This is a genomic window from Pseudohaliea sp. (genome assembly GCF_040217025.1).
Taxonomy (GTDB): Bacteria; Pseudomonadota; Gammaproteobacteria; order Pseudomonadales; family Halieaceae; genus Pseudohaliea.
Genome location: NZ_JAVJOA010000010.1, coordinates 196,913 through 220,644, shown reverse-complemented (window position 1 = coordinate 220,644; position 23,732 = coordinate 196,913). Strand labels below are relative to the sequence as shown.

General features: G+C 64.6%; 20 protein-coding genes. 14 read left to right on the top strand and 6 right to left on the bottom strand.

Going from position 1 to position 23,732, the window contains the following annotated elements:
• Positions 1–2: 2 nt before the first annotated feature.
• The 9 genes from murC (at position 3) to mutT (ending at position 11,113) form a co-directional block, all read left to right on the top strand.
• Complete coding sequence (gene murC / locus RKE50_RS12380; RefSeq protein WP_350037857.1) at positions 3–1,403, top strand: UDP-N-acetylmuramate--L-alanine ligase; 1,401 nt, start codon at positions 3–5, stop codon at positions 1,401–1,403.
• A complete protein-coding gene (locus tag RKE50_RS12375) occupies positions 1,400–2,329 on the top strand; it encodes a D-alanine--D-alanine ligase (RefSeq protein WP_350036742.1) in 930 nt (309 codons plus the stop codon). The genes murC and RKE50_RS12375 overlap by 4 nt, the downstream gene beginning before the upstream one ends.
• On the top strand, positions 2,329–3,138 hold the full coding sequence (locus RKE50_RS12370; RefSeq protein ID WP_350036741.1) for a cell division protein FtsQ/DivIB: 810 nt from the start codon (positions 2,329–2,331) through the stop codon (positions 3,136–3,138). Before RKE50_RS12375 ends, RKE50_RS12370 begins: the two co-directional genes overlap by 1 nt.
• A 52-nt stretch (positions 3,139–3,190) precedes the next feature.
• Positions 3,191–4,405, top strand: coding sequence for a cell division protein FtsA (gene ftsA / locus RKE50_RS12365; RefSeq protein WP_350036740.1), 1,215 nt, complete (start codon positions 3,191–3,193; stop codon positions 4,403–4,405).
• 69 nt (positions 4,406–4,474) lie between these two features.
• On the top strand, positions 4,475–5,671 hold the full coding sequence (ftsZ, locus tag RKE50_RS12360; protein WP_350036739.1) for a cell division protein FtsZ: 1,197 nt from the start codon (positions 4,475–4,477) through the stop codon (positions 5,669–5,671).
• A 293-nt stretch (positions 5,672–5,964) separates the two neighbouring features.
• Positions 5,965–8,724, top strand: coding sequence for a preprotein translocase subunit SecA (secA, locus tag RKE50_RS12355; protein WP_350036738.1), 2,760 nt, complete (start codon positions 5,965–5,967; stop codon positions 8,722–8,724).
• Between the two features lie 23 nt (positions 8,725–8,747).
• Entirely contained in the window at positions 8,748–9,467 is a 720-nt protein-coding gene (locus RKE50_RS12350) for a methyltransferase domain-containing protein (RefSeq protein ID WP_350036737.1), read from the top strand.
• A gap of 37 nt (positions 9,468–9,504) precedes the next feature.
• Positions 9,505–10,716 carry a bifunctional glutamate N-acetyltransferase/amino-acid acetyltransferase ArgJ gene (gene argJ, locus RKE50_RS12345; protein WP_350036736.1) on the top strand — a complete coding sequence of 404 codons (1,212 nt, stop codon included), beginning with the start codon at positions 9,505–9,507 and terminating at the stop codon, positions 10,714–10,716.
• Position 10,717: 1 nt separating this feature from the next.
• A complete protein-coding gene (mutT, locus tag RKE50_RS12340; protein ID WP_350036735.1) occupies positions 10,718–11,113 on the top strand; it encodes an 8-oxo-dGTP diphosphatase MutT in 396 nt (131 codons plus the stop codon).
• Here mutT and coaE read toward each other — a convergent pair.
• From coaE to pilB, 4 genes are read right to left on the bottom strand one after another with little or no spacing between them, the layout of a single operon-like run.
• Positions 11,110–11,727: a dephospho-CoA kinase gene (coaE, locus tag RKE50_RS12335; protein ID WP_350036734.1), complete on the bottom strand. Its 618-nt coding sequence runs from the start codon at positions 11,725–11,727 to the stop codon at positions 11,110–11,112. The genes mutT and coaE overlap by 4 nt on opposite strands.
• Positions 11,724–12,593 carry a prepilin peptidase gene (locus RKE50_RS12330; RefSeq protein WP_350037855.1) on the bottom strand — a complete coding sequence of 290 codons (870 nt, stop codon included), beginning with the start codon at positions 12,591–12,593 and terminating at the stop codon, positions 11,724–11,726. Before RKE50_RS12330 ends, coaE begins: the two co-directional genes overlap by 4 nt.
• Before the next feature lie 12 nt (positions 12,594–12,605).
• Positions 12,606–13,820, bottom strand: coding sequence for a type II secretion system F family protein (locus tag RKE50_RS12325; RefSeq protein WP_350036733.1), 1,215 nt, complete (start codon positions 13,818–13,820; stop codon positions 12,606–12,608).
• A 48-nt stretch (positions 13,821–13,868) separates the two neighbouring features.
• A complete protein-coding gene (gene pilB / locus RKE50_RS12320; protein ID WP_350036732.1) occupies positions 13,869–15,593 on the bottom strand; it encodes a type IV-A pilus assembly ATPase PilB in 1,725 nt (574 codons plus the stop codon).
• 500 nt (positions 15,594–16,093) lie between these two features.
• On the opposite strand from pilB, the gene RKE50_RS12315 reads away from it, so the two are divergent.
• From RKE50_RS12315 to RKE50_RS12305, 3 genes are all read left to right on the top strand, one after another.
• The gene (locus tag RKE50_RS12315; protein ID WP_350036731.1) at positions 16,094–16,576 is read left to right on the top strand and encodes a pilin; all 483 of its coding nucleotides are present in this window, start codon (positions 16,094–16,096) and stop codon (positions 16,574–16,576) included.
• 115 nt (positions 16,577–16,691) lie between these two features.
• Positions 16,692–18,641: a hypothetical protein gene (locus RKE50_RS12310; protein WP_350036730.1), complete on the top strand. Its 1,950-nt coding sequence runs from the start codon at positions 16,692–16,694 to the stop codon at positions 18,639–18,641.
• A gap of 53 nt (positions 18,642–18,694) precedes the next feature.
• Positions 18,695–19,636 carry a glycosyltransferase family 2 protein gene (locus tag RKE50_RS12305; protein ID WP_350036729.1) on the top strand — a complete coding sequence of 314 codons (942 nt, stop codon included), beginning with the start codon at positions 18,695–18,697 and terminating at the stop codon, positions 19,634–19,636.
• Here the strand turns inward: RKE50_RS12305 and RKE50_RS12300 are convergent.
• The gene (locus RKE50_RS12300; protein ID WP_350036728.1) at positions 19,630–20,109 is read right to left on the bottom strand and encodes an Lrp/AsnC ligand binding domain-containing protein; all 480 of its coding nucleotides are present in this window, start codon (positions 20,107–20,109) and stop codon (positions 19,630–19,632) included. The two genes, RKE50_RS12305 and RKE50_RS12300, sit on opposite strands and share 7 nt — an antisense overlap.
• 200 nt (positions 20,110–20,309) lie before the next feature.
• On the opposite strand from RKE50_RS12300, the gene ald reads away from it, so the two are divergent.
• Positions 20,310–21,437, top strand: a complete 1,128-nt coding sequence (gene ald / locus RKE50_RS12295; protein ID WP_350036727.1) for an alanine dehydrogenase — start codon at positions 20,310–20,312, stop codon at positions 21,435–21,437.
• A gap of 52 nt (positions 21,438–21,489) precedes the next feature.
• On the opposite strand, the gene RKE50_RS12290 is transcribed toward ald, so the two are convergent.
• A complete protein-coding gene (locus RKE50_RS12290; RefSeq protein WP_350036726.1) occupies positions 21,490–22,818 on the bottom strand; it encodes an MOP flippase family protein in 1,329 nt (442 codons plus the stop codon).
• Positions 22,819–22,857: 39 nt separating this feature from the next.
• On the opposite strand from RKE50_RS12290, the gene RKE50_RS12285 reads away from it, so the two are divergent.
• Positions 22,858–23,586: a class I SAM-dependent methyltransferase gene (locus RKE50_RS12285; protein WP_350036725.1), complete on the top strand. Its 729-nt coding sequence runs from the start codon at positions 22,858–22,860 to the stop codon at positions 23,584–23,586.
• Positions 23,587–23,732: the final 146 nt, after the last annotated feature.

Here is a 23,732-nt window from a genome sequence, read left to right as displayed (position 1 = left end):
AGATGCGCCGGGTGCGCCACATCCACATGATCGGGGTCGGCGGCACGGGCATGTGCGGCATCGCCGAAGTACTGGTCAACCTCGGCTATGAGGTCAGCGGCTCGGACCTGCGTGCGAGCAGCGTCACCGACCACCTGCGCGCCATCGGCGTCTCGATCTGCCTCGGTCATCGCGGCGAGCACATCGAGGGCGCCGACGTGGTCGTCACCTCCAGCGCCGTTCCCGCGGACAACCCGGAGCTCATGGCGGCCCGGGCTGCGCGTATCCCGGTGGTGCCGCGGGCCGAGATGCTGGCGGAGCTCATGCGCTACCGCTACGGCGTTGCCGTGGCCGGTACCCACGGCAAGACCACGACCACCAGCCTCATTGCCGCGGTGTTCGCCGCCGGTGGCCTCGACCCGACCTTCGTCATCGGCGGCCGCGTGAACAGCACCGGCAGCAACGCGCAGCTGGGCGCCAGCCGCTTCCTCGTCGCAGAGGCCGACGAGAGTGATGCCTCCTTCCTGCACCTGCAGCCCATGGTGACGGTGGTGACCAACATCGAGGCCGACCACATGGAGACCTACGGCGGTGACTTCAGCCGCCTGGAGGAGACCTTCGTCGGCTTCCTGCACAATCTGCCCTTCTACGGCCTGGCGGTGCTCTGCCTGGACGACCCGGTACTGCGCCGGCTGCTGCCCCGGGTGGGCCGGCCGACGCTCACCTACGGTTTTGCCGAGGACGCCGACTACCGCATCACGGACCTCGAGGAGCAGGGGCTGCGCACCCGCTTCACGGTGCGGCGGCCGGTACCGGCGGCGCCGCTGCCGGTGGACCTCGCCATGCCCGGCCGGCACAACGTGCTCAACGCCACCGCGGCCATCGCCGTGGCCACGGACCAGGGCGTGGCCGATGCGGCGATCGCGGAGAGCCTGGCGCAGTTCGCCGGCGTGGGCCGCCGCTTCTCGCTCCTCGGCGAGCTGGCGCTCCCCGGGGGCAGCGCGCTGCTGATAGACGACTACGGCCACCACCCGACAGAGGTGCGGGCGACGCTGGCCTCCGCGCGCCAGGCCTGGCCGGAGCGGCGCCTGGTCATGATCTACCAGCCGCACCGCTACAGCCGCACCCGCGACCTGTACGAGGACTTCGTCGCGGTGCTCTCCGAGAGCGATGTGCTGCTGCTCCTCGAGGTCTACCCGGCCGGCGAGAGCGCCGTGCCCGGTGCCGACAGCCGCTCCCTCGCGCGGAGCATCCGCCAGCGCGGGCAGCTCGAGCCCGTGTACGTGAAGGATGCCGCCGACGTGCCGGCGACGCTGGCAGCGCTGCTCGAGGACGGCGACGTGGTGGTGACCCAGGGCGCCGGGGATATCGCCGGCCTGGCGCGGCAGCTCGCGGCCGACGGGCTGCCGGGGGTGCGCGCATGAACATCGAGACCATCCGCCACGGCCTGGTCGCCGTGCTCCTCGGCGGCGAGTCGGCGGAGCGCGAGGTGTCCCTGAAGAGCGGCGACACCGTGGCGCGGGCGCTCGAGAGCGCCGGCTTCCGCGTGCGCCGGATAGATACCGCGAGCCGCGACTGGCTGGAGCGCCTCGAGGACGTCGGCTTCGTCTTCAACGTGCTGCACGGCCCGGGCGGCGAGGACGGCACGGTACAGGGCGCGCTGGAAACGCTGCACCTGCCCTACAGCGGCAGCGGCGTGCTCGGCTCCGCGCTCGCCATGGACAAGCGCCGCAGCAAGCAGCTCTGGCTCGGCCAGGGGCTGCCCACCGCGCCCTTCGAGGAACTCACCGAGGAGAGCGACTGGGACGCCGTTCTCGAGCGCTTCGGCAAGGTCTTCGTGAAGCCCGCGGGCGAGGGCTCGAGCATCGGCATGGCGCCGGCGGCGACGCCGGCGGAGCTCGCCGAGGCCTACCTGGCCGCCCGCGCCCACGGCACCGGCGTGATCGCCGAGCGCTTCATCGACGGCCCCGAGTACACCGTGGCCATCCTCGGCGATGAAGCGCTGCCGAGCATCCGCCTGGAAGCCGCCGAGGGCTTCTACGACTACCACGCCAAGTACATCGCGAACGACACCCGCTACGAGATTCCGAGCGGCCTCGACGCCATCGACGAGGCCGCCCTCGGCGAGCTGGCGCTGGCGGCCTTCCGCAGTCTCGACTGCCACGGCTGGGGGCGCGTCGACGTGATGCGCGACCTGCTGCACGGCTTCCAGCTGCTCGAGGTGAACACGGTGCCGGGCATGACCGACCACAGCCTCGTGCCCATGGCGGCGCTGGCGGCCGGCATCAGCCTGGAAGAGCTGGTGACCCGCATCATCGCCGAGAGCCTGCGGGCCTGGGGGGTGCGCTGATGGCGACCCGGCGCAGGCAGCGGCCGGCGGCGAGCCGGCGCAGGACCTTCAGCTGGCGCGGGCACCTGCCGGCGCGGGCCAGCGTGGGCCGCTGGTTCAACGGCCTGCTGCTGTGCTGTGCGCTGGCGCTGGTCGCGGTGCTCGCGCAGCGCGCCTGGGAGGGCCTCGAGGCCATGCCCGTGGGGCGCATCGCCGTCACCGGCAAGCTCGAGAACGTGCAGCGTGACGAGGTCCGGCAGGTGGTGGCCGGGGCGCTGGAGGGCGGCTTCGTCGGCGCCGACCTCGAAGCGCTGCGCGGCCACCTCGAAGACCTGCCCTGGGTCTACGAGGCGGCGGTGCGCCGGCGCTGGCCGGACACGCTGGAGATCACCGTGCAGGAGCAGCTGCCCATTGCCCGCTGGGGCGAGGAGGGCTTCCTGAACCACGAGGCGGCCGTGTTCCGCACCCGCGCCGCAGAGCGCTGGCAGGGCCTGCCCACCCTCGATGGCCCGCCCGGGAGCGAGCAGCGCCTGATGGACTACTACCAGCGCCTGCGCGACATGCTGGCGCCGCTGGACCTGGCCGTGACCACGCTGCGCCAGGACGAGCGCAGCCAGCTCGATGCCCGGCTGGCGGGCGGCCTGCAGCTGCGCCTTGGCAGCGAGGACTTCCTGCTGCGGGTGCAGCGCTTCATCGACTTGTACCGCAACGACCTCGTGGCCCGCGGGCCGGAGGTCGCCAGCGTGGACATGCGCTACGCGAGCGGTGCTGCAGTGACCTTCCACGAACCGGCGCAGGTCGCCGCCGTGGAAGCGGACCGGGGACAGTGAGGGGACTGGCGACGCCATGGCTGTGGGAAAGGCAAGCGGAAGGGACAGGAACATGATCGTCGGGCTCGACATCGGTACGTCCAAGGTCGTCGCCATCGTCGGCGAGGTGGACCCGTCCGGCCAGATCGAGATCGTCGGCATCGGCTCGCACCCGTCCAAGGGCATGAAGAAGGGCGTGGTGGTGAACATCGAGTCCACGGTGCAGTCGATCCAGCGCGCCGTGGAGGAGGCCGAGCTCATGGCCGGCTGCCAGATCCACTCGGTATACGTGGGCATCGCCGGCAGCCACGTGCGCAGCCTGAACTCCCACGGCATCGTCGCCATCCGCGACCAGGAGGTCGGGCCCGTGGACGTGGAGCAGGTGCTCGATGCGGCCAAGGCCGTGGCCATCCCCGCGGATCAGAAGGTGCTGCACATCCTGCCGCAGGAGTACGTCATCGATAACCAGGAGGGCATCCGCGAGCCCCTGGGCATGTCCGGCGTGCGCCTGGAGGCAAAGGTGCATCTGGTGACCTGCGCCGTGAACGCGGCGCAGAACATCGAGAAGTGCATCCGCCGCTGCGGCCTCGAGGTGGAGGAGGTGATCCTCGAGCAGCTCGCCAGCAGCCACGCGGTGCTCACCGACGACGAGCGCGAACTCGGCGTGTGCATCGTCGACATCGGCGGCGGCACCAGCGACATCGCGGTGTTCACGGAAGGGGCGATCCGCCACACCGGCGTCATTCCCATCGCCGGCGACCAGGTCACCAACGACATCGCCATGGCGCTGCGCACGCCGTCGCAGTACGCCGAGGAAATCAAGATCAAGTACGCCTGCGCGCTGACCCAGCTCGCCGGCGCGGACCAGACCATCAAGGTACCCAGCGTCGGCGACCGGCCGCCGCGGGACCTGTCCCGGCAGTCGCTCGCCGAGGTGGTGGAGCCGCGCTACGACGAGCTGTTCACCCTTGTCCAGGGGGAACTCCGGCGCAGCGGCTACGAGGACATGGTGCCCGCGGGCATCGTGCTCACCGGCGGCACCTCGAAGATGGAAGGCGTCGTGGAGCTCGCCGAGGAGATCTTCCACATGCCCGTGCGGGTGGGTTACCCGCAGGCGGTGCAGGGCATGGCGGACATCGTGCGCAACCCGGTCTACGCCACCGCCTGCGGGCTGCTGCACTACGCCGCGCAGCACCCGGGGGAGGCGTCCCGCGGGCTGCTCGTGAGCGGGGAGGCGGGGCCGGGCTGGTGGGCCCGGCTGCGCCAGTGGTTCGGCAGCAATTTCTAGCTTTGTGGAACAACAGTTTTTCAACGCCGCGCAGCGCGCGGTTCCTGTGCAAAAAAGGGGAGTAAGACCATGTTTGAACTGATCGATAACGTACCGCAGAACGCGGTTATCAAGGTGATCGGCGTCGGTGGTGGCGGCGGCAATGCCGTCAAGCACATGATCGAGAACAGCGTCGAGGGCGTGGATTTCATCTGCGCCAACACCGACTCGCAGGCCCTGTCCGACATCGATGCGCGCACGGTGCTGCAGCTCGGTGGCGACATCACCAAGGGCCTCGGCGCGGGGGCCAACCCGGACATCGGCCGGGCGGCGGCCATGGAGGACCGCGACCGCATCGCCGACGCGCTGCGCGGTGCCGACATGGTGTTCATCACCGCCGGCATGGGCGGCGGCACCGGCACCGGCGGCGCGCCGGTGGTGGCCGAGGTCGCCCGGGAGCTGGGCATCCTCACGGTTGCCGTGGTCACCCGGCCCTTCCCCTTCGAGGGCAAGAAGCGCCTGGGCATCGCCCACAACGGCATCGCCGAGCTGCAGCAGCACGTGGACTCGCTGATCACCATCCCGAACGAGAAGCTCCTGGACGTGCTCGGCAAGAACACCAGCCTGCTCGACGCCTTCAAGGAGGCGAACAACGTCCTCCTCGGCGCGGTGCAGGGGATTGCCGACCTGATCATCCGCCCGGGCATGATCAACGTCGACTTCGCCGACGTGCGCACGGTGATGTCGGAGATGGGCATGGCCATGATGGGCACGGGCAGCTCCCGCGGCGAGAACCGGGCCCGGGAGGCCGCCGAGCGCGCCATCAACAGCCCGCTGCTGGACGACATCGATCTCGAGGGGGCGCGCGGCATCCTGGTCAACATCACCGCCGGCCTCGACCTGTCCCTGGGCGAGTTCTCCGAGGTGGGTGACACCATCGAGGAGTTCGCGTCCGAGGAGGCCACGGTGGTGGTCGGTACGGTGATCGATCCCGAGCTCGCCGACGAGCTGCGCGTGACCGTGGTGGCCACGGGCCTCGGCGCCGAGGCGGCGCGGGTACCGCTGCAGGTGGTGGATTCCGCGCCCCGGCGCGCCGCGCCGCAGCCGCAGCAGGCCACCCCGGAGGAAGCGCCGGCAGAGCAGGCAGCGCAGCCGGATTACCGCGACTACGACACGCCCCCGGCGCGTCGTCGCGCGGCTGCCGGCGGTGCGGCCGCGGCCACCGCGGAGGCGGTCGGTGGGGAGTACTTCGACATCCCGACCTTCCTGCGCCGCCAGGCCGACTGACCCGGCCTGACCCCGCCAGGCCAGGCCCCGGGCGCCGGTTGCACAGCGGCGCCCGGGGTGTCTTCCTACCGGTCTTTTCCGGCCACCGCGATGGCAAAAGCGGGGCTGATATGCGACACTCCTGGGCTTTATCGCGGCGCCATCGGTCGCCGCGCCCGGCCTGAGCCGGTGCTCCCCGGCCCAACGGGTCGGCCGCACCCTTGCATCCCGATGATTTCGTCCCGGCGTTCCGCCGCGCGATGCACCAGGCGCAGGCGCAGCGCGCCGCCTTCGCTACGGAAACTGCTTAGACGATGATTAACAAGGCCCTGAAGAAAGTCTTCGGCACCCGCAACGAGCGGGAGCTGAAGCGCCTGCGCAAGATCGTGCGCAAGATCAACGCCCTCGAGGAGCCGCTGCAGGCCCTCGACGACACCGCCCTCGCCGCGAAGAGCGACGAGTTCCGCGAGCGCCTCGCCGGCGGCGAGAGTATCGATGCCGTACTGCCCGATGCCTTCGCGGTCTGCCGCGAGGCCAGCCGCCGGGTGCTCGGCATGCGCCACTTCGACGTGCAGCTCATCGGCGGCATGGCCCTGCACGAGGGCAAGATCGCCGAGATGCGCACCGGTGAGGGCAAGACCCTCGTCGCCACGCTGCCGGCCTACCTGAACTCCCTCACCGGCAGCCCCGTGCACCTGGTCACCGTGAACGATTACCTCGCCGGCCGGGACGCCGGCTGGATGGGGCCGCTGTACGAATTCCTCGGCCTCAGGGTGGGGGTCATCCGCTCCGGCCAGCTCCCCGAGCAGAAGCGCGCGGCCTACCGCTGCGACGTCATCTACGGCACCAACAACGAGTTCGGCTTCGACTACCTGCGCGACAACATGGCCTTCACCCTCGAGGACAAGCTGCAGGGCGAGCTGGCCTTCGCCATCGTCGACGAGGTGGACTCGATCCTCATCGACGAGGCGCGCACGCCGCTGATCATCTCCGGCGCCTCCGAGGACAGCTCCGAGCTGTACAAGCGCATCAACACGCTCGTCCCCCGGCTGCGGGCGGCGACCGAGGAAGACGCGGGCCACTACAGCGTCGACGAGAAAGCGCGGCAGGTCGAGCTCACCGAGGAGGGCCACGAGTTCGTCGAGGGCCTGCTCACCGAGGCGGGGCTGCTCGAGGAGGGCGACAGCCTGTACGCGGCGACCAACCTGCAGCTGCTGCACCACGTGCACTCCGGGCTGCGCGCCCACGTGCTCTACAACCGCGACGTCGAGTACATCGTGCAGGGCGGCCAGGTGGTGCTCATCGACGAGCACACCGGGCGCACGATGCCCGGCCGGCGCCTCTCCGAGGGTCTGCACCAGGCCATCGAGGCCAAGGAGGGCGTCGCCATCCAGGCCGAGAGCCAGACGCTGGCCTCCACGACCTTCCAGAACTACTTCCGCCTGTACGAGAAGCTGTCCGGCATGACCGGCACGGCCGATACGGAGGCCTTCGAGTTCCGGCAGATCTACGGCCTCGAGGTGCTGGTCATCCCCACTAACAAGCCGATGGTGCGCAAGGACCTCAACGACCTCGTCTATCTCACCCGCGAGGAGAAGTTCGACGCCATCGTCGAGGACGTGAAGGCCTGCATCGAAGAGGACGCCCCGGTGCTGGTGGGCACGGCCTCCGTCGAGAACTCCGAGGAGCTGTCCAAGCGCTTCCGCAAGGCCGGGATCGAGCACAAGGTCCTGAACGCCAAGTACCACGAGCAGGAAGCCGAGATCATCGCCCAGGCCGGCCGCCCCGGCGTGGTAACCATCGCCACCAACATGGCCGGCCGCGGCACCGACATCGTCCTCGGCGGCAACCTCGACGCCGAGCTCGCCGCGGCCGGGGACATCGACCCCGCGAAGCGCGAGGAGATCCGCGCCGCCTGGAAGGAACGCCAGGACCGGGTGCTCGAGGCCGGCGGCCTGCACATCCTGGGCACGGAGCGCCACGAGTCCCGGCGCATCGACAACCAGCTCCGCGGCCGCGCCGGCCGCCAGGGCGACCCGGGGGTCACGCGTTTCTACCTGTCCCTCGAGGACAACCTCATGCGCATCTTCGCCTCCGACCGGGTGAAGGGCTTCATGCAGGCCCTCGGCATGGAAAAGGGCGAGGCCATCGAGCACCGCATGGTCACCAACGCCATCGAGAAGGCGCAGCGCAAGGTCGAGGGCCGCAACTTCGACATCCGCAAGCAGCTCCTCGAGTACGACGACGTCGCCAACGACCAGCGCCAGATCATCTACCAGCAGCGCAACGAGCTGCTGGACGAGGCGGACATCTACGACACGATCACCGCGATCCGCGCGGACGTGGTGAACGAGGCCATCGACAGCTATGTGCCGCCCATGAGCGTGGAGGAGCAGTGGGACATCCCCGGCCTTGAGCGCCAGCTGGAGGCGGAGTTCGCCATCGATCTACCGCTGCAGCAGTGGCTCGACGAGGACGACAAGCTCGACGAGCAGGGCCTGCGCGAGCGCATCCTCGAGGCCATCCAGGCCGCCTACGACGCCAAGAGCGAGCAGGTGGGGCCCGACATGCGCAAGATCGAGAAGCAGATCATGCTGCAGGTGCTCGACACGCTGTGGAAGGAACACCTGGCGACCATGGACCACCTGCGCCAGGGCATCCACCTGCGCGCCTACGCGCAGAAGAACCCGAAGCAGGAGTACAAGCGCGAGTCCTTCGCGCTGTTCCAGTCCCTGCTCTCGAGCCTCAAGTACGAGGTGGTCAAGTTCCTTTCCCACGTGCGCGTGCGCAGCGAGGACGAGTCCGAGCTCATCGAGCAGCGGCGCCGGGAAGCGGCGGAGCGCGAGAAGCTGGCCTTCCAGCACGCCGCGGCCTCGGCGCTGGCCGAAGAGGCCGCCGCCGCGCCCGCGGGCGGCGGTGCCGGTGGCGCCGGCGCTGCGCAGGGCGCCGGACAGGCAGCCGCGCAGGCCGCCCCGCAGCAGCCCTTCACCCGCGAGCAGCCCAAGGTGGGCCGCAACGAGCCCTGCCCCTGCGGCAGCGGCAAGAAGTACAAGCAGTGCCACGGGGCGCTATAGGATAGGAGCGCGAAACTACTGCCATGGTGCTCGCGCGGTTTGTCCCGAGACGGCTTAAAGAACTGCGCAGGGTGCTCCGCGGCTCGCGTTCTCTCGGGCCAAGGCTCTGCCCCCTGTGCGGCTTTGAGGGACCCTTCGAGGCGGGCGGCGCGACGCCACGGCCCGATGCGCTCTGCCCGGGTTGCGGTTCCCTCGAACGGCACCGCCTTTTCTGGCTGAGCCTCGAGCGAGGCCTGCTAACCGAGAGCGGGCAACTCGCGGGTCCCGTCCTCCACTTCGCGCCCGAGCCCGTGCTGGAGGCGCGCCTCCGGGGTCATTGCGAGGGCTACCGAACCGCTGACCTGCTGCAACCCGCTGACCTTCGCCTTGATCTCGAGCGTATCGCCCTCGATGGCGGATCCCAGGCTACCGTCATCGCCAATCACGTGCTGGAACATGTGGATGATCGTCGGGCGCTGTCGGAGCTTCGCAGAATCCTGGTCGCTAGAGGAACGCTTTTGGTTTCGGTGCCCCTGGTACACGGCTGGGCAACGACCTACGAGAATGCTGAAGTTTCTACACCGGCTGATCGCGCGCTGCACTTCGGGCAGTCTGACCATGTCCGGTACTATGGCCGCGACTTCGTGGAGCGTGTCGAAGCGGCGGGATTCCGCCTTTATCGTGAGTGTGTCGCTGCTGGCGACGATGCAGTCCGCTACGCACTGCATCGCGGCGAATCCCTGTTCAGCTTCGTTGCCAGCTGAATGGGTACCCCAAGAATCAATCGATGCGTGAAGTCTGATGAGTGAAGCAAGTGGGTTAACTGTGCGCCCGGTGCCTGGCGTGCGCCTCGCCACCGTTGCAGCTGGCATACGTAAAGCAGGCAGGCCAGATCTGGTAGTGATAGAGGTGTCGGGCGGTAACGCTGCCGCGGTGTTCACGCGCAACGCCTTCTGCGCGGCGCCTGTTCAGGTGGCCCGTGAGCACCTGACGCGGGCCGCACCTCGCTACCTGCTAGTCAATACGGGGAACGCCAACGCGGGCACCGGCATACAGGGTCTTGCGGACGCAAACAGCTGCACGCTGGCGGTGGCCGAGGCGGCGGGGGTGACTGAAGCCGAGGTGCTGCCTTTCTCCACGGGCGTGATCGGCGAGCCGCTTCCCGTGGCGCCAATCACCGCCGCTATACCGGAACTTCTTTCCAGCTTGTCTGCCGATGGCTGGGCGGACGCCGCGCGAGGCATCATGACCACGGATACGCGGCCTAAGCTTTGTAGCGCCCAGGCCGATCTGGATGATGTTGTCGTAACCGTCACGGGCATGGCGAAGGGCGCGGGCATGCTGCGCCCGGACATGGCAACCATGCTGGCGTTCATCGCCACCGATGCAGCGGTAGCACAGCCAGTGCTTGACGCCATCCTGCGCGGCGCCGTGGACCGCTCCTTCCACCGCATCAGCGTCGACGGTGACACCTCCACCAACGATGCCTGCGTGCTCCTCGCCACGGGTGCCGCCGGCAACGACGAGATCGGCGACGGCGACAGCGAGGCCGCCCGCGCGCTGGCCGAGGCCGTGGGCGATGTCTGCATGCAGCTGGCCCAGGGGCTGGTGCGCGACGGCGAGGGGGCGAGCAAGTTCGTTGCCGTCTCCGTGAGCGGCGGGCGCCACAGCGACGAGTGCCTGGCGGTCGCCTTCACCATCGCCCATTCGCCGCTGGTTAAGACCGCCCTGTTCGCGTCGGACCCGAACTGGGGCCGGCTCCTCGCGGCCATCGGCCGCGCGGGCATCGCCGACCTCGAGGTCGAGACCGTGAGCGTGCGCCTCAACGACGTGCTGATCGCCGAGGGCGGTTGCCGCGCAGGGAGCTACACCGAGGAAGCCGGTGCTGCGGCCATGGCCGAAGCCGACATCCGCATCGACGTGGACCTCGGCCGTGGTGACGCCAGCGAGACAGTCTGGACCTCGGACTTTTCCTACGACTACGTGCGCATCAACGCCGAGTACCGCACCTGACGTGAACACCCTGCACGTGGCGGTCGGCGTGGTCCTGGATAACGAGGGGCGGGTGCTCGTGGCCCTGCGCCCGGAAGACAAGCACCAGGGCGGGCGCTGGGAGTTCCCCGGCGGCAAGGTGGAGGACGGCGAGAGCGTGCTTGATGCGCTGGCGCGAGAGCTGGCCGAGGAAGTCGCGCTCGAAGTCGCCGCCACCGATCCGCTGCTGGTCATCGAGCACGACTACGGCGACCGCCACGTCTGCCTCGACGTGCACCTGGTCACGGTGTACCGCGGTGAGGCCGCGGGTCAGGAAGGGCAGCCGCTGCGCTGGCTGGCGCCTGTCGAGCTGGATGCCGCTGAATTCCCCGCTGCGAACGCGGCCATCATCGCCGCGATCCGCGAGCGCCTGGGCTAGCCCTCGCGCGCCAGCTCCGCCCGGGCCAGGAATTCCGCGTGCAGCTCGGCAACGCGCTCGTCGAGGTCCTCGAGCGTGCCGCTGTTGTCGATCACGATATCCGCGCCGTCAAGGCGCTCCGCCCGGGGCATCTGCGCCGCCATGATCTTCCGCACCAGCTCGGCGTCGTTGTCGTCTCGCGCCATGGTGCGCGCGACCTGGACTTCCTCGGGCACATCCACCACCACGATCACGTCCGCCACGTCTTTCTGGCCGGTCTCCAGCAGCAACGGGGAACTGAGGATGCAGTAGGGCGAAGTGGCTGCCGCGAGTTCGCGGGCGATCTGCTCACCGATGAGCGGGTGCGTGAGCTGCTCCAACCAGGCACGCTCGGCCGGGTTCTCGAAAACCAGGCGGCGCAGGGCTGCGCGGTCGAGCCAGCCGGCCTCGTTGAGGATACCTGGCCCGAAGTGCTGAGCGATCGCGGCGAGCCCCGGCGTACCGGGCTCGACAACCAGGCGCGCCGCCCGGTCCGCATCGACCACGGCCACCCCGGCGGCGGCGAAGCGGTCCGTCACCGCAGACTTGCCGCTGCCGATGCCACCGGTGACGCCGACCACGAGGCGCGTATTCATGGCTGCAGCATCCCGAACCACCAGGCCCCGATCGCATCGCCCCAGATGAGCGCGATCCAGCCTGCCGCGGCCAGGTAGGGCCCGAAGGGTATGGGGACGTCACGGCCGCGGCCGAGGAGCAGCATGCCGGCGACGCCAACGACGGCCCCGACCAGGGACGACACCAGGATCACCAGCGGCAGGGCCTGCCAGCCCAGCCAGGCACCGATGGCGGCGAGGAGCTTGAAGTCGCCATAGCCCATGCCTTCCTTGCCCGTCAGGAGCTTGAACAGCCAGTAGACGCTCCAGAGCAACAGGTACCCGGCCGCGGCACCTGCCACCGCATCGGCCAGGGGCACCGCGCCGCTAACCAGGTTGAATAGTAAGCCGGCCCAGAGCAGCGGCAGCGTGATGTCGTCCGGCAGCAGCTGGTGGTCGATGTCGATGCCGGTGAGGGCAATGAGCGCCCAGGTGAAGACCAGCGCCGCGCCTGCCGCGAGCCCCGGCGCGAAGTAGAGCGCCACGGCCACCGACGCAGCCCCGGTGGCCGCTTCCACCACCGGATAACGCGGGGAAATGGGCGCGCCGCAGTCGGCGCAGCGCCCGCGCAGGAACAGGTAGCTCAGGACGGGCACGTTGTGCCAGGGCCGGATGCGGGCATCGCAGGCCGGGCAGTGGGAGGGCGGGTAGGCGAGGGAGAAGGAGGGCGGCTGTTCGCCCGGTGGCTCACCCTCCGCAAGAAGCTCACGGCAGTCCCTCTGCCATTGCGCCTCGAGCATGCGCGGCAGTCGCAGGATTACGACGTTGAGGAAACTGCCGACGACGAGGCCAAGCAGCCCCACGATCCCCACCCACCAGGCCGGGTGCTGGGCCAACCAGTCGAGGATCACGCCGGTGGCTTAGATCACCGAGCCGAGCATGAAGATCGGCAGGTACATGGCCACCATGAGGCCGCCCACGAGCACGCCGAGGATCGACATGATCATGGGCTCCATGAGCGCACTCAGGTTGTCCACGGCATTGTCGACGGCTTCCTCGTAGTGATTGGCAACCTTGTCCAGCATCTCGTCGAGCTGGCCGGACTCCTCGCCGATGGAGACCATCTGCAGCAGCATGTTCGGGAACAGGCCGGTCGACTTGATGGACTGGTAGAGCGTGGCCCCGGTGGTCACGTCGTCGCGGATCCGCAGGATGGCCTTGGCGTAGACCGAGTTGCCGGCCGCGCCGGCCGTGGACTCCAGGGCCTCTACCAAAGGCACACCGGCATTGAAAGTAGTGGCCAGGGTTCGGGAGAAGCGCGCGATGACGGCGTCATGGGTGATGCCGCCGATGATCGGCGCCTTCAGGGCCAGCTTGTCGATGGCTTCTGCGAAACGCACTGACCGAAGCTTTGCCTCGCGGATACCCCAGGCCGCAGCGAGCATCGCTAGGAGAATGATGAACCACCATGCCTGTACGAACTCCGAGACGCGCAGCACGAAAAGCGTGAACGCTGGCAGATCCGAGCCGAAGCTGCGGAACGTCTCGGCGAACTGCGGCACCACCTTTATGAGCAGGATGCCGGTGACCACTATGGCAACGACGACGACGGCGGTGGGGTAGGTAAGCGCCTTCTTGATCTTGCGCTTGAGAGCTTCGGTCTTCTCCTTGTAGGTCGCCACCCGGTCGAGCATGGTCTCCAGCCGGCCCGAGGACTCGCCTGCACCGACTAGGCTGCAGAACAGGTCGTCGAAATAGCGCGGATGCTTTTCCAGGGACACGGCCAGGCTGGAGCCGCCGGCAACGTCATTCTTGATCATCGTCACGAGGTTGCGCATGGACGGGTTCTCAAGCCCGTCCGCGACGATGTCGAAGCTCTGCACCAGCGGCACGCCGGCTTTCATCATGGTCGCCATCTGGCGGGTGAAAATGGCGATGTCCGCCGGCTTGATGGGCTTCTTGCGCGCGCTGAACAAGGGCTTCGGCTTGCGGCGTACGGTTCTCGGGTTGATGCCCTTCTGGCGAAGCTGCGCACGCGCCAGCGCCGAGGATGGCGCGTTGATCTCGCCCTTGGCCTGGCGGCCGTTCTTGTCGGTGCCGCTCCAGATGAATGGATTACTGGTTGCCGTTGCCATGTGTCATCCCGCCCTCTAAATCGCGCCGCAGTCCGGCGCGCCTTAAGCTTAGTCGATAGTAATGCGGTTCACTTCTTCAAGGCTGATAAGACCGGCCGCGCACTTCATCAGCGCCGCCGTGCGCACCGAATGGAAGCCGTGGGCCCGCGCCTGCTTGGCGATCTTCGTGGCATCTGCCTGCGACATGATCAGTTCGCTGATTTCCGGCGTGATGCGCACGACCTCGTATACCCCTACTCGTCCCTTGTGGCCGTCGTTGCACACCTTGCAGCCTACGGCTTTCATGAGGGTCGCGCCATCTAACATCTCGTCCGAAAAGCCCTCCTGCTTGAGAACATCCTCGGGAATATGGTCTGCCGGTGCCTTACACTCGCTGCACAGGCGCCGCGCCAGGCGCTGGGCGATGATCAGGCTCACGGAGGTGGCGAGGTTGAAGGTCGGCACACCCATGTTGAGCAGGCGGGTGATCGTCTCAGCCGCGCTGTTGGTGTGAAGCGTCGACAGCACTAGGTGGCCCGTCTGCGCCGCCTTGATGGCGATCTCCGCCGTTTCCAGGTCGCGGATCTCCCCGACCATGATCACGTCCGGGTCCTGGCGCAGAAATGAGCGCAGGGCCTCGGCGAAATTGAGGCCCACCCTCGGATTCACGTGAACCTGGTTGACGCCGGAGAGGTTGATCTCCACCGGGTCTTCCGCCGTCGAGATGTTACGCTGCGGTTCGTTGAGGATGTTCAGGCCGGTATAGAGCGAGACCGTCTTGCCCGAACCGGTCGGCCCGGTCACCAGGATCATGCCCTGCGGCTGGCTGAGCGCGCGCAGGTACATCTGCTTCTGGTCCGGTTCGTAACCGAGGGCATCGATACCCATCTGGGCGCTTGTTGGATCGAGGATCCGCAGCACGATCTTCTCACCGAAGAGCGTGGGCAGGGTGTTGACGCGGAAGTCGACGGCACGGTTCTTAGAGAGGCGCATCTGAATACGACCGTCCTGCGGGATACGCCGCTCGGAGATATCCATTTGCGACATGACTTTCAGCCGCGCGGCCAGGCGAGGCGCAAGGTTGCGCGGCGGCCGTACCATTTCCTGGAGCATGCCATCGGTGCGGAAGCGCACCCGGTAGTCCTTCTCGTAGGGCTCGAAGTGGATATCCGAGGCGCCCTGCTTGATTGCATCGACGAGCACCTTGTTGACGAAGCGGACGATGGGCGTCTCGTCCAGCCCGCTGTCGTCGGAGCCCTCGCCGCGGTCCTCTTCATCGACGGCGCTGATGTCGATGTCTTCGAGTTCGCCGGCCTCGAGGTCCTCGAGACCGCCGGCCAGGCTGTTCTGGGCGTCGGACCACTCGGCTATTGCCCTTGAAAGACTCCTCTCGTCGACGAGGATCGGCTCGGTGCTGATACCGGTGTTGAACTTGATTTCGTCCAGGGCGGCGAGGTTGGTCGGGTCCGAGACGGCGATGAAGAGACGCTTGCCGCGGTGAAACAGTGGAAGCGCGTGATGCTTGGTAATGAGGTCCGGCTCGACGAGGCCGTCCGGCAGGCTCTCCCGGTCGAAGGCATCTAGTTCGAAACGCGGAGCACCGAATTCCTGAGAGGCGATGCGCGCCAGCTGCCGGCCATCGACATTGACCGTTTCCACGAGGTAACTGACAAAGGGCACCCGCTGCTCGATGGATGCGCGCTGAGCTTCGCGAGCCTGGTCGGCGTCGATCAGGCCCTCGATGACCAGGCGTCCGGCCAAGCCAGAGGGGGGCGTTTTCGCCTGTTCGTTCATCGTGACACCTCTAGCGCGTTAGCACGCGACCCATGCACGCTGTCGAGTATACCTACACCCTACCTGAAGATGTAGTCGTTAAGTGGTTGGAAATTCAGCCTATTTTTTACCGCGAGAATGTCTGTCCGAATGGCGGTACTGCAACGAGCATGACACCATCGGTGAGACGTCGCCACAAAGTGCCCCTACGATGACAAATATTGTCAGTCCTGGCGCAATCTTCGACTATATGAAGAAGCCGGTAGTGTTGCGTGCTAGGCTTCCTGGAGGTGGTCCCAAAATTCTCGAGGCGCTCTTTGGAAGGCTTAACGCACTGAAAAATATGGACTAATTTTCCGCGCTGGTGCTATGACTGCTAAAATCTCTGGTTGCTGGCCCATATTTTGCAAAACCGCTGATGGAGTGGTGCTGACGCGCTATCTTGCTCGCCGCCACCATAATTCTGTCAGGTGCTGATACCTGCAGGCTATGAAGGAAGATTGGACTCAAGGGAGACCATCATGAAGAAGCATCAATTAGTACGCCAAGGGGGCTTCACACTGATCGAACTGATGATCGTGATCGCGATCGTCGGGATTCTGGCTGCGATCGCGCTGCCGGCATATCAGGATTACACAATACGAGCCAAGATGTCGGAGGCACTGGCCATCGCCGCCGAGGCGAAGACCACGATCGCTGAGTTTGCTGCGGCCCGTCTGATTATGCCTTCTGATGCAGCTGCAGCAGGCATAACGCTGTCTGGATTCGGCTTTGACTCGTACGTCAGCACCGCTGCTTATGTTCGGGACAACGACAACCAAGGAACGTACACCATCACTGTATCTAATACCGCGCAAGACCTTCCGGCTGCTGTACAGGGCGATACGTTTACCCTGGTGGGTACTCTGAACCCGGTTAATGGGCGCGTTGGCTGGGTGTGCGGTCCCGGCGGCGGCTCAGCGATCGAGGCCAAGTACCTGCCGTCTTCTTGCCGGGGTAATTAGTAGAGCATCCGTTTCATCGAAGCTCTACTACTACTCAAGATTTGCAAGCCCCGATCTTTCGGGGCTTTTTTTTGCGTCTTCAACTGCGCTAGTGTTTCATCCACTGAAAACAGTAATGCTCAACTCTTTGTGTTTGGTCGTGTCTCATATCCCAAATAGAATATTTAGCAGAATGCTTATCCCAGCATGCTGCATTGGGTCGGTAATTCTCTTCGCTGTTCTTTTTTTGATCTTCTCTCAGGGCATAGGCACAGGATATGTATTCGACGACATAACGTCTGTGGTGCCGTTGCATAGGTTGAGAGAACAGCCTGAGCACTTTCTACCATTAGTTTTCAGCGATGTGTCCGGTCCCCTAGGCCGCCCGATATCGATAGCCAGCTTTGCCGCAGAACAGGTCTTTCTTGGTGGCGGGCCCGATCAGAGCCAAGCTATTTCAATCTGTTTGCATGGGATAAACGCTGCACTTGTTTTTTTTGTAGTTTGGCAGATGCTTCGTTTTGCTGATGTCTCGAAAGCGTTAATACTCGCGTTTTTCGTGGCAGTTGTTTGGGCGGCTAATCCTCAGAAGGTTAGCTCAGTGCTCTACATCGTTCAGCGGATGACTCTTTTGGCTACGACCTTCATGCTGCTCGCGGTCAGCATGTATTTATCAGCCCGAGGCTCGGTCACATCAGCCGCCAAAGTGATTAGGTTTGCCTTCAGCGCACTATTTGCATTCCTCGCGCCTTTCGCTAAGGAAAATGGTGTTCTCGTTTTTCCGGTCATTGCTGCTGTCGAGCTATTTTTGATTTCGGGCCGAGGTGGTCCAAAGGCTGAAGATGGGCAACTACGGGCGCTGTCTCAACTGGTCCTGATTTTAGGGCTAGGCGTTTTCTTTGTGTTGGGCTTGCGAACTTTCATCCACGCGGAGAGTGCATATGCGATCAGATCTTTCGACTTCTGGGATCGTATTCTTTTTACTCCGGTAGCGTTGATGGACTACGCGAAGCAATTCCTGTTGCCGAATACCGCAGTCATGGGCTTATTGCACGATGATGTTTCAGTCAGCGTTTCAGCGATTAGGTTCTGGCCGGCTGCGATTCTTATGATCGGTGCCACCCTACTGTTCTTGCACTGCATGCTACGAGGCACGGCAAGTTTTTTTGCCCTTGGGCTATCTATCTTCTTGATTGGGCATTGCCTAGAAACCACCTTTTTGCCATTGGAACTTTATTTTGAGCACAGGAATTATTTTCCAAGTCTAGGTTTGGCGGTCTGCCTTGCTGCGGCACTGCATTATTTGGCTTCGAACATCTGGCGTGACTACTCAAGATTGCTTCTCGGTGGCGCAGTCGCCTATTCTGCAGCGCTTGTTCTATCAACGAGCATTTATGCTCAACACTGGAGCTCCTATGCAGCGCTGCTTGCCCACGAGCTCAATGGGCATCCTGACTCGGCCCGAGCCAACACGGAGTATGCTCTTGCGGTAGCAGAGAGTGGACACTACGACCTGGCTGTTGACCACATTGATAAGGCCATCATTCTAAGTCGAAGCTATAAAGCGGCGAGAATCCTGGGTGAGGTTGATGGGATCGCATTGAAAGTCGCTGCGGCATGTCTATCCGGGCAGCCGCTCGCCGCGGAACTGCCTGATGATCTACTGCGTCATGATCACGATCGGGTTCACTCCCGAGTGTTTGCTATGCTGGCCAATATGGTACGCGATCAGGCCTGCCCCGACGGCGACTGGTCCGCTATATCGGATTGGGCTTTTTCACACGTCTCGGCAGTGTCGAACGCTGGTGGCCGGGTGCATTGGAGTGCGCTTCGAGACTTAGCATTCTTTGAGCGCGAGGTTGGGAACTTCACTCGGGCCTATGTGTATGCGAGCATGGCATCTGAGTCCAATCCTAACGATGGAACCCTGATGCGGCTCAAGTTGGAGGCAGCGCTGGCTGCCAACGATGCCGCCTTGATACGCCAGTTGGTAGAAGAGTTCGAGCGTATGCAGCGGGATGGAAAGCTTCGACCAGTCGATACTATCTTTCTCGAAAAGCTCAGAAGCATTGCTGAATTTCCGTAGTGCGTGCCGCTGGGCTATTCCTTGAGGGTACAGGCTTTGGTGATGTCGGTTTGATGGGAGTAAAGGTCAACGGGGGCCAACGTCAGCGCTTTTCGGCGCAGGTGGTTCTTCCCGCAAAAAACGAGTCTCGCTCTCTTCCTAGCTTGATTGAAGCACTACTTGCAAGCCCTTCGGTAGAGAGTGTTATCGTCGTGGATGATGGTTCGGTGGACAATACCATTGAGTTGGTGAGGCAGAGTGCAGTAGCCGTAGTATCCAATCCCTACAGTAAAGGTAACGGCGCTGCCATAAAGCGAGGTGCCCTTGCTGCGACTAGCGACTACATTGTTTTTATGGACGCTGATGGCCAACATGACCCGGCTGACATTGCACAACTGCTCGCCAAACTCGCAGAAGGCTACGACATGGTCGTCGGTGCTCGCAGTGGTCTCTCCTCTCAGGCCAGCATCTTTCGTTGGGGTGCGAACGGTTTCTACAATCGCTTGGCGAGTTGGATGGTGGGTCAGAGAATCGATGACCTGACCTCCGGTTTTCGTGTCGTTCACCGCAAAAGGTTCTTGAGCTTTCTTTACCTTCTTCCGAACGGGTTCAGCTATCCGACCACGTCTACCATGGCGTTCTTTCGAGCCGGCTATTCCGTCGGGTTTGTTCCCGTCAATGTCCGTAAGCGGGAAGGCGAGAGTCACATTAATCTCTGGCGGGATGGTTTGCGGTTTTTCCTGATCATCTTCAAGATCGGCACGCTTTATTCGCCGCTCAAGGTTTACTTTCCGGTGTCGGTGTTGATGGCAGGCCTTGGCATGCTCAATTACGTGATGTCTGCCCTTACTACCGGTTCGGTGCGGTTTACGAACATGAGTACGCTGCTGGTACTCGCTGGCGTGATCGTATTCCTGATGGGACTGCTTTCGGAGCAGTTGACGAACCTACAGTATAAAAACACCGAGTTCGAACCCGAGGAGGTCGACAACGAGCCGTCCGCGCCTGATCAATAGGGCACCGTCAACTCCAGCGTCTCTTTCACCTGCTCCATGGCCACGTAGCTGGTCGACTCCTGCACCCCCGGGAGGGTAAGCAGGGTTTCCCCGAGGAACTTCCGGTAGGCGTCCATGTCGGCGACCCGGGCCTTTATGAGGTAGTCGAAATTGCCCGACACGAGGTAGCACTCCTGTACCTCGGGTAGCGCCGCGGCGCTGTGGGAGAACTCCTCGAAAACATCCTGCGAGGATCGGTTCAGGCGTATCTGCACGAACACGACGAGCGCCGCATCAAGCCAACCCTGCTCTAGGACCGCGTGATAGCCCCGAATGGCGCCCTCGCGCTCTAGGCGACGGACGCGTTCCTTGCAGGGCGTTGTGGTCAGGCCGACCTCGCGGGCGAGAGCGGCGATGCTCAGGCGCCCGTTCCGCTGCAGGGCGCGCAGGATGTTGCGGTCGATGCGACCCAGTTGGTTGAGCTTTCTCTCCATTGCGACTCCAGTTATTGTTTGCGATTAATTTATTTCCTTTGGTTATATATAGGCGGAAATATTTGTAAAGTGGTGCGTTTAAAGCTAAATTAACCAGATTTTATGAGAAAATATAGCTCAATACACCATCAGCTTGTGGATAGGCTTGTACGGACCGGGGCAGTTACCCGGACTCAACCCAAAACTGGGAGGAAGCCTGCGTGCTCATCGGCGTACCGAAGGAAATCAAGAACCACGAATACCGCATCGGCCTGACGCCGGCCGGCGTCACGGAGCTGGTTGATCACGGTCACCAAGTCATGATCGAAGCCGGTGGCGGCGCGGCCATTGGCTTCTACGACGAGCAGTACCGGGTGGCCGGCGCCGAACTGGTCGCTACGGCGGAAGAGGTGTTCCGGCGCGCCGAACTGGTCGTGAAGGTGAAGGAGCCCCAGCTCGACGAATGCCGCCAGCTGAGCCAGGGCCAGGCGCTGTTCACTTATCTGCACCTCGCCCCCGACCCGGAACAGGCGCGGCTGCTGGTTGCCAGTGGCGCCACCTGCATCGCCTACGAAACGGTGACCGGCCCTCACAGCAGCCTGCCGCTGTTGGCCCCCATGAGTGAAGTTGCAGGTCGCATGGCCGTACAGGCGGGCTGTCACAGCTTAGAGAAGGCCCAGGGCGGTAACGGCACGCTCCTCGGCGGGGTACCGGGCGTGGAGCCGGCGAGGGTACTGGTGATCGGCGGCGGAGTCGTCGGCACGAACGCGGCGCGCATGGCGATGGGGCTGGGTGCCGATGTGACCCTCCTCGACCGCAGCGTGGAGCGGCTGAAGTTCCTGGACGAGCTCTACGGGGGCCGCCTGAAGACCGTCTACTCGACGCGCGAGGCGGTAGAACGCCTCGCGGTCGAGGCGGACCTTGTGATCGGTGCCGTACTCATCCCGGGCGCCGCCGCGCCCAAGCTGGTCAGCCGAGAGCTAGTGTCGCGCATGAAGCCGGGCGCAGTTCTGGTGGATGTGGCCATCGACCAGGGCGGCTGCTTCGAGACCTCCAGGCCGACAACGCACGATGCGCCGACCTATGTCGTCGATGACGTCGTCCACTACTGCGTGGCGAATATGCCCGGCGCCGTGGCGCGAACCGCGACCCAGGCGTTGACCAACGCGACGTTGCCCTACGTGGCGCAGCTGGCCAACCGGGGTGCGGTTGACGCAATGCTGGGCAACGAGCACCTGCGCCACGGGCTCAATGTCCATGGGGGTATGGTGACCCACAGTGCCGTGGCGGACGCACTGGGTTACGACTACGTGGCTGCGGAGGTCGCGTTGGGGCGGACTGCCACCTAGCGCTTCGGGAGCGTCTCGGCCACCGGCGTTGCGCTGTCAGAATCCCGGTGGGTCAACCCGGCCCCCGAAAAGTCTGCGCGATGATTACCGCTGCGTGGGTTAGCGCGAAGGCAACTGCGAACTGCCCCAAGAAGCGGACGAAGCTCATCGATACTGCACCTCGAAGCAATAGTGGGTAGGCAGCGACGTACAGCGTCATTTGTGCGGCCAGCATCACGAACAGGACAGCGTCGAGGCCCTCCAGAGCAGCCAGGTAGATGGCTGGCGTCGTTATCGCGACTACCAGCAGGTTCCAGGCCAGGTCCAGGTGAACACGGCCCGTGGCGACGATGAGGACGCCGTGCACGCTGCCGAGAGACCGGAGGCAGGCTATGACGGAGAGAAGGGAGAACACCAGCGTCACCTCTTCATAACTTTCTCCGTAAAGTTGGGGAATCAGCCATGGCGAAAGCAGAATGAGCGCCGCGAAGAGCGTTGCGGCGCTTGCACTGACGACATCGAGTAGCCGCGTAAAATCGCGGGTCAGCGCGTCGGCGTCTGCCTGCAGCGCCGCCAGCATGGGTATACCCACCCTCGAGGTAACGGTCGTCAGGAGTCGCAGGATGCCGAAGGCAAGTTCCTTTGCCAGGGAATAGATACCCAGTGAACCGACATCGAGCAGTCTGCCGATCAGCAAGACATCGATATCTGCGGCCAGTCGGTTGATCAACTGTCCAGACGTATTGAACCCCGCGAAGCGCAGTGCCGGTTTCAGCGCGCGAGGGTCGAACTCTGGCCGGGGCCGCCAGTAACCGCGGCAGACCATGAACATCGCCAGCGATCGGACCGCGGCGCCCGCCAGCTGGCCCAGCACGAAACTGCTGGCGCCAAAACCCGTGGAGGCGAGCAGCACGGCGGAGGAAAAGGCCACGCAGCGGCTGAGCATTTCGATCCGCGCCACGCGACCCAGCAGCAGCCGCTTCGAGAGTTGTGCCTGGAACTGCGCCCCTGCGGTGAATACCGGGAAGATCGCCGCGGCCAGGTAAAGCAGCAGGTCGAGCTCGGGTGCGGCATAAAAGCGTGCAAGCAGGGGTGCCACCAGTGCCACGATGATTCCTGCGAACAGGCCAAGGCAGAGGCTGAACCAGTAAAGGCTGCTCTGCTGCAGTGTGCTGAGGGTCCGCGCGTAGATCACGAAGTTGCTGATGCCGCAGTCGCTCATCAAGAGCGCGAAAGCAATGACAACGTTGGCTATCGCGATGAGGCCGAGCTCCGCCGGGGTCAGGACTCGCGCCAGGAACGCAAGCAGCAACAACTGCAACGCGCCGCTGAGAAGCGTTGCCGCTACGGTCCAGGCTACATCAGATGACTGCGGTGAAGTGGCATCGAGGCGGGCACGCATCAGGGTCGAGGCAACCGGTCTTCTGGCGGGAGTGATGCTATGATCTTGCAATTGCCTTCCGTTGGCCACTGCGCATCGATGCCTCTCATGAATCGCCACCCAAACTGTGGCCTGCACAACTGGCTCATCTACAGGAAGCTGGAAGCCCGCCTCGACCGGCACCTGCGGCGTGTCGAGGGCACCATCTACGACCTCGGCTGCGGCGAGTCGCCCTACCGGGCGCGGATGCTCGAGCGGGGCGTCCGCTATGTGGGCATCGACTGGGAGCGCTCGCTGCACTCGCCGGAAGCCGACTTGCTTGCGGACCTGAACCGGCCCCTCGCTTTGCCGGATGCCAGTGCTGATGCGATTCTTTGCATCTCGGTCCTTGAGCATCTGCGGCGCCCCGAGCTCTGCCTGGCAGAAGCCGCGCGACTGCTCAAGCCGGGAGGGGTTCTGCTGCTGCAAGTGCCCTGGCAATGGTCACTGCACGAGTTGCCGCACGACTGGTTCCGCTACTCCCCCGTGGCATTGGAAGGCATGCTGTCCGCGAGCGGCTTCCGGGAAATCGACGTCGCGACCCTGGGTGGCTTTTTTACCATGATGACCCTCAAGCTCAATTACTTCAGCCGGCGTTTTGTCAAAGGGCCGGCGCTGCTGCGCTTTCTTTCCCTGCTCCTGCTGCTGCCATTCTGGTCTCTCGGCCAGCTTCTTGCGCCGCTGCTCGATCAGCTCGACCGGAGCCAGGCCATGGAAACCAGCGGCTACTTTGTTGTGGCGGTTCGCTGACAGTGGCTAACGCCTTCACAAAGCTGTGCTCCGGTTTTCTGGCGCCCCGCCTGCCACAGAAGAACTGCGAGCGATGAGCCGCGTTGTGTCGCTGATCACCGCGTCTGCCACGGGCATGGCTCGCTGGCTGCGCGCGCTGCCCTAGC

What these genes read in the sequence shown, in the direction of transcription:
- RKE50_RS12375 (WP_350036742.1), top strand. Translation starts at nt 1,400, where the DNA reads ATGAACATCGAGACCATCCGCCACGGCCTGGTCGCCGTGCTCCTCGGC.
- coaE (WP_350036734.1), bottom strand. Translation starts at nt 11,727, where the DNA reads ATGAATACGCGCCTCGTGGTCGGCGTCACCGGTGGCATCGGCAGCGGC.
- pilB (WP_350036732.1), bottom strand. Translation starts at nt 15,593, where the DNA reads ATGAACGAACAGGCGAAAACGCCCCCCTCTGGCTTGGCCGGACGCCTG.
- RKE50_RS12350 (WP_350036737.1), top strand. Translation starts at nt 8,748, where the DNA reads ATGGTGCTCGCGCGGTTTGTCCCGAGACGGCTTAAAGAACTGCGCAGG.
- ftsZ (WP_350036739.1), top strand. Translation starts at nt 4,475, where the DNA reads ATGTTTGAACTGATCGATAACGTACCGCAGAACGCGGTTATCAAGGTG.
- secA (WP_350036738.1), top strand. Translation starts at nt 5,965, where the DNA reads ATGATTAACAAGGCCCTGAAGAAAGTCTTCGGCACCCGCAACGAGCGG.
- argJ (WP_350036736.1), top strand. Translation starts at nt 9,505, where the DNA reads ATGAGTGAAGCAAGTGGGTTAACTGTGCGCCCGGTGCCTGGCGTGCGC.
- RKE50_RS12305 (WP_350036729.1), top strand. Translation starts at nt 18,695, where the DNA reads ATGGGAGTAAAGGTCAACGGGGGCCAACGTCAGCGCTTTTCGGCGCAG.
- RKE50_RS12285 (WP_350036725.1), top strand. Translation starts at nt 22,858, where the DNA reads ATGATCTTGCAATTGCCTTCCGTTGGCCACTGCGCATCGATGCCTCTC.
- RKE50_RS12370 (WP_350036741.1), top strand. Translation starts at nt 2,329, where the DNA reads ATGGCGACCCGGCGCAGGCAGCGGCCGGCGGCGAGCCGGCGCAGGACC.
- RKE50_RS12290 (WP_350036726.1), bottom strand. Translation starts at nt 22,818, where the DNA reads ATGCGTGCCCGCCTCGATGCCACTTCACCGCAGTCATCTGATGTAGCC.
- RKE50_RS12310 (WP_350036730.1), top strand. Translation starts at nt 16,692, where the DNA reads ATGCTCAACTCTTTGTGTTTGGTCGTGTCTCATATCCCAAATAGAATA.
- RKE50_RS12325 (WP_350036733.1), bottom strand. Translation starts at nt 13,820, where the DNA reads ATGGCAACGGCAACCAGTAATCCATTCATCTGGAGCGGCACCGACAAG.
- murC (WP_350037857.1), top strand. Translation starts at nt 3, where the DNA reads ATGCGCCGGGTGCGCCACATCCACATGATCGGGGTCGGCGGCACGGGC.
- RKE50_RS12315 (WP_350036731.1), top strand. Translation starts at nt 16,094, where the DNA reads ATGAAGAAGCATCAATTAGTACGCCAAGGGGGCTTCACACTGATCGAA.
- RKE50_RS12300 (WP_350036728.1), bottom strand. Translation starts at nt 20,109, where the DNA reads ATGGAGAGAAAGCTCAACCAACTGGGTCGCATCGACCGCAACATCCTG.
- ftsA (WP_350036740.1), top strand. Translation starts at nt 3,191, where the DNA reads ATGATCGTCGGGCTCGACATCGGTACGTCCAAGGTCGTCGCCATCGTC.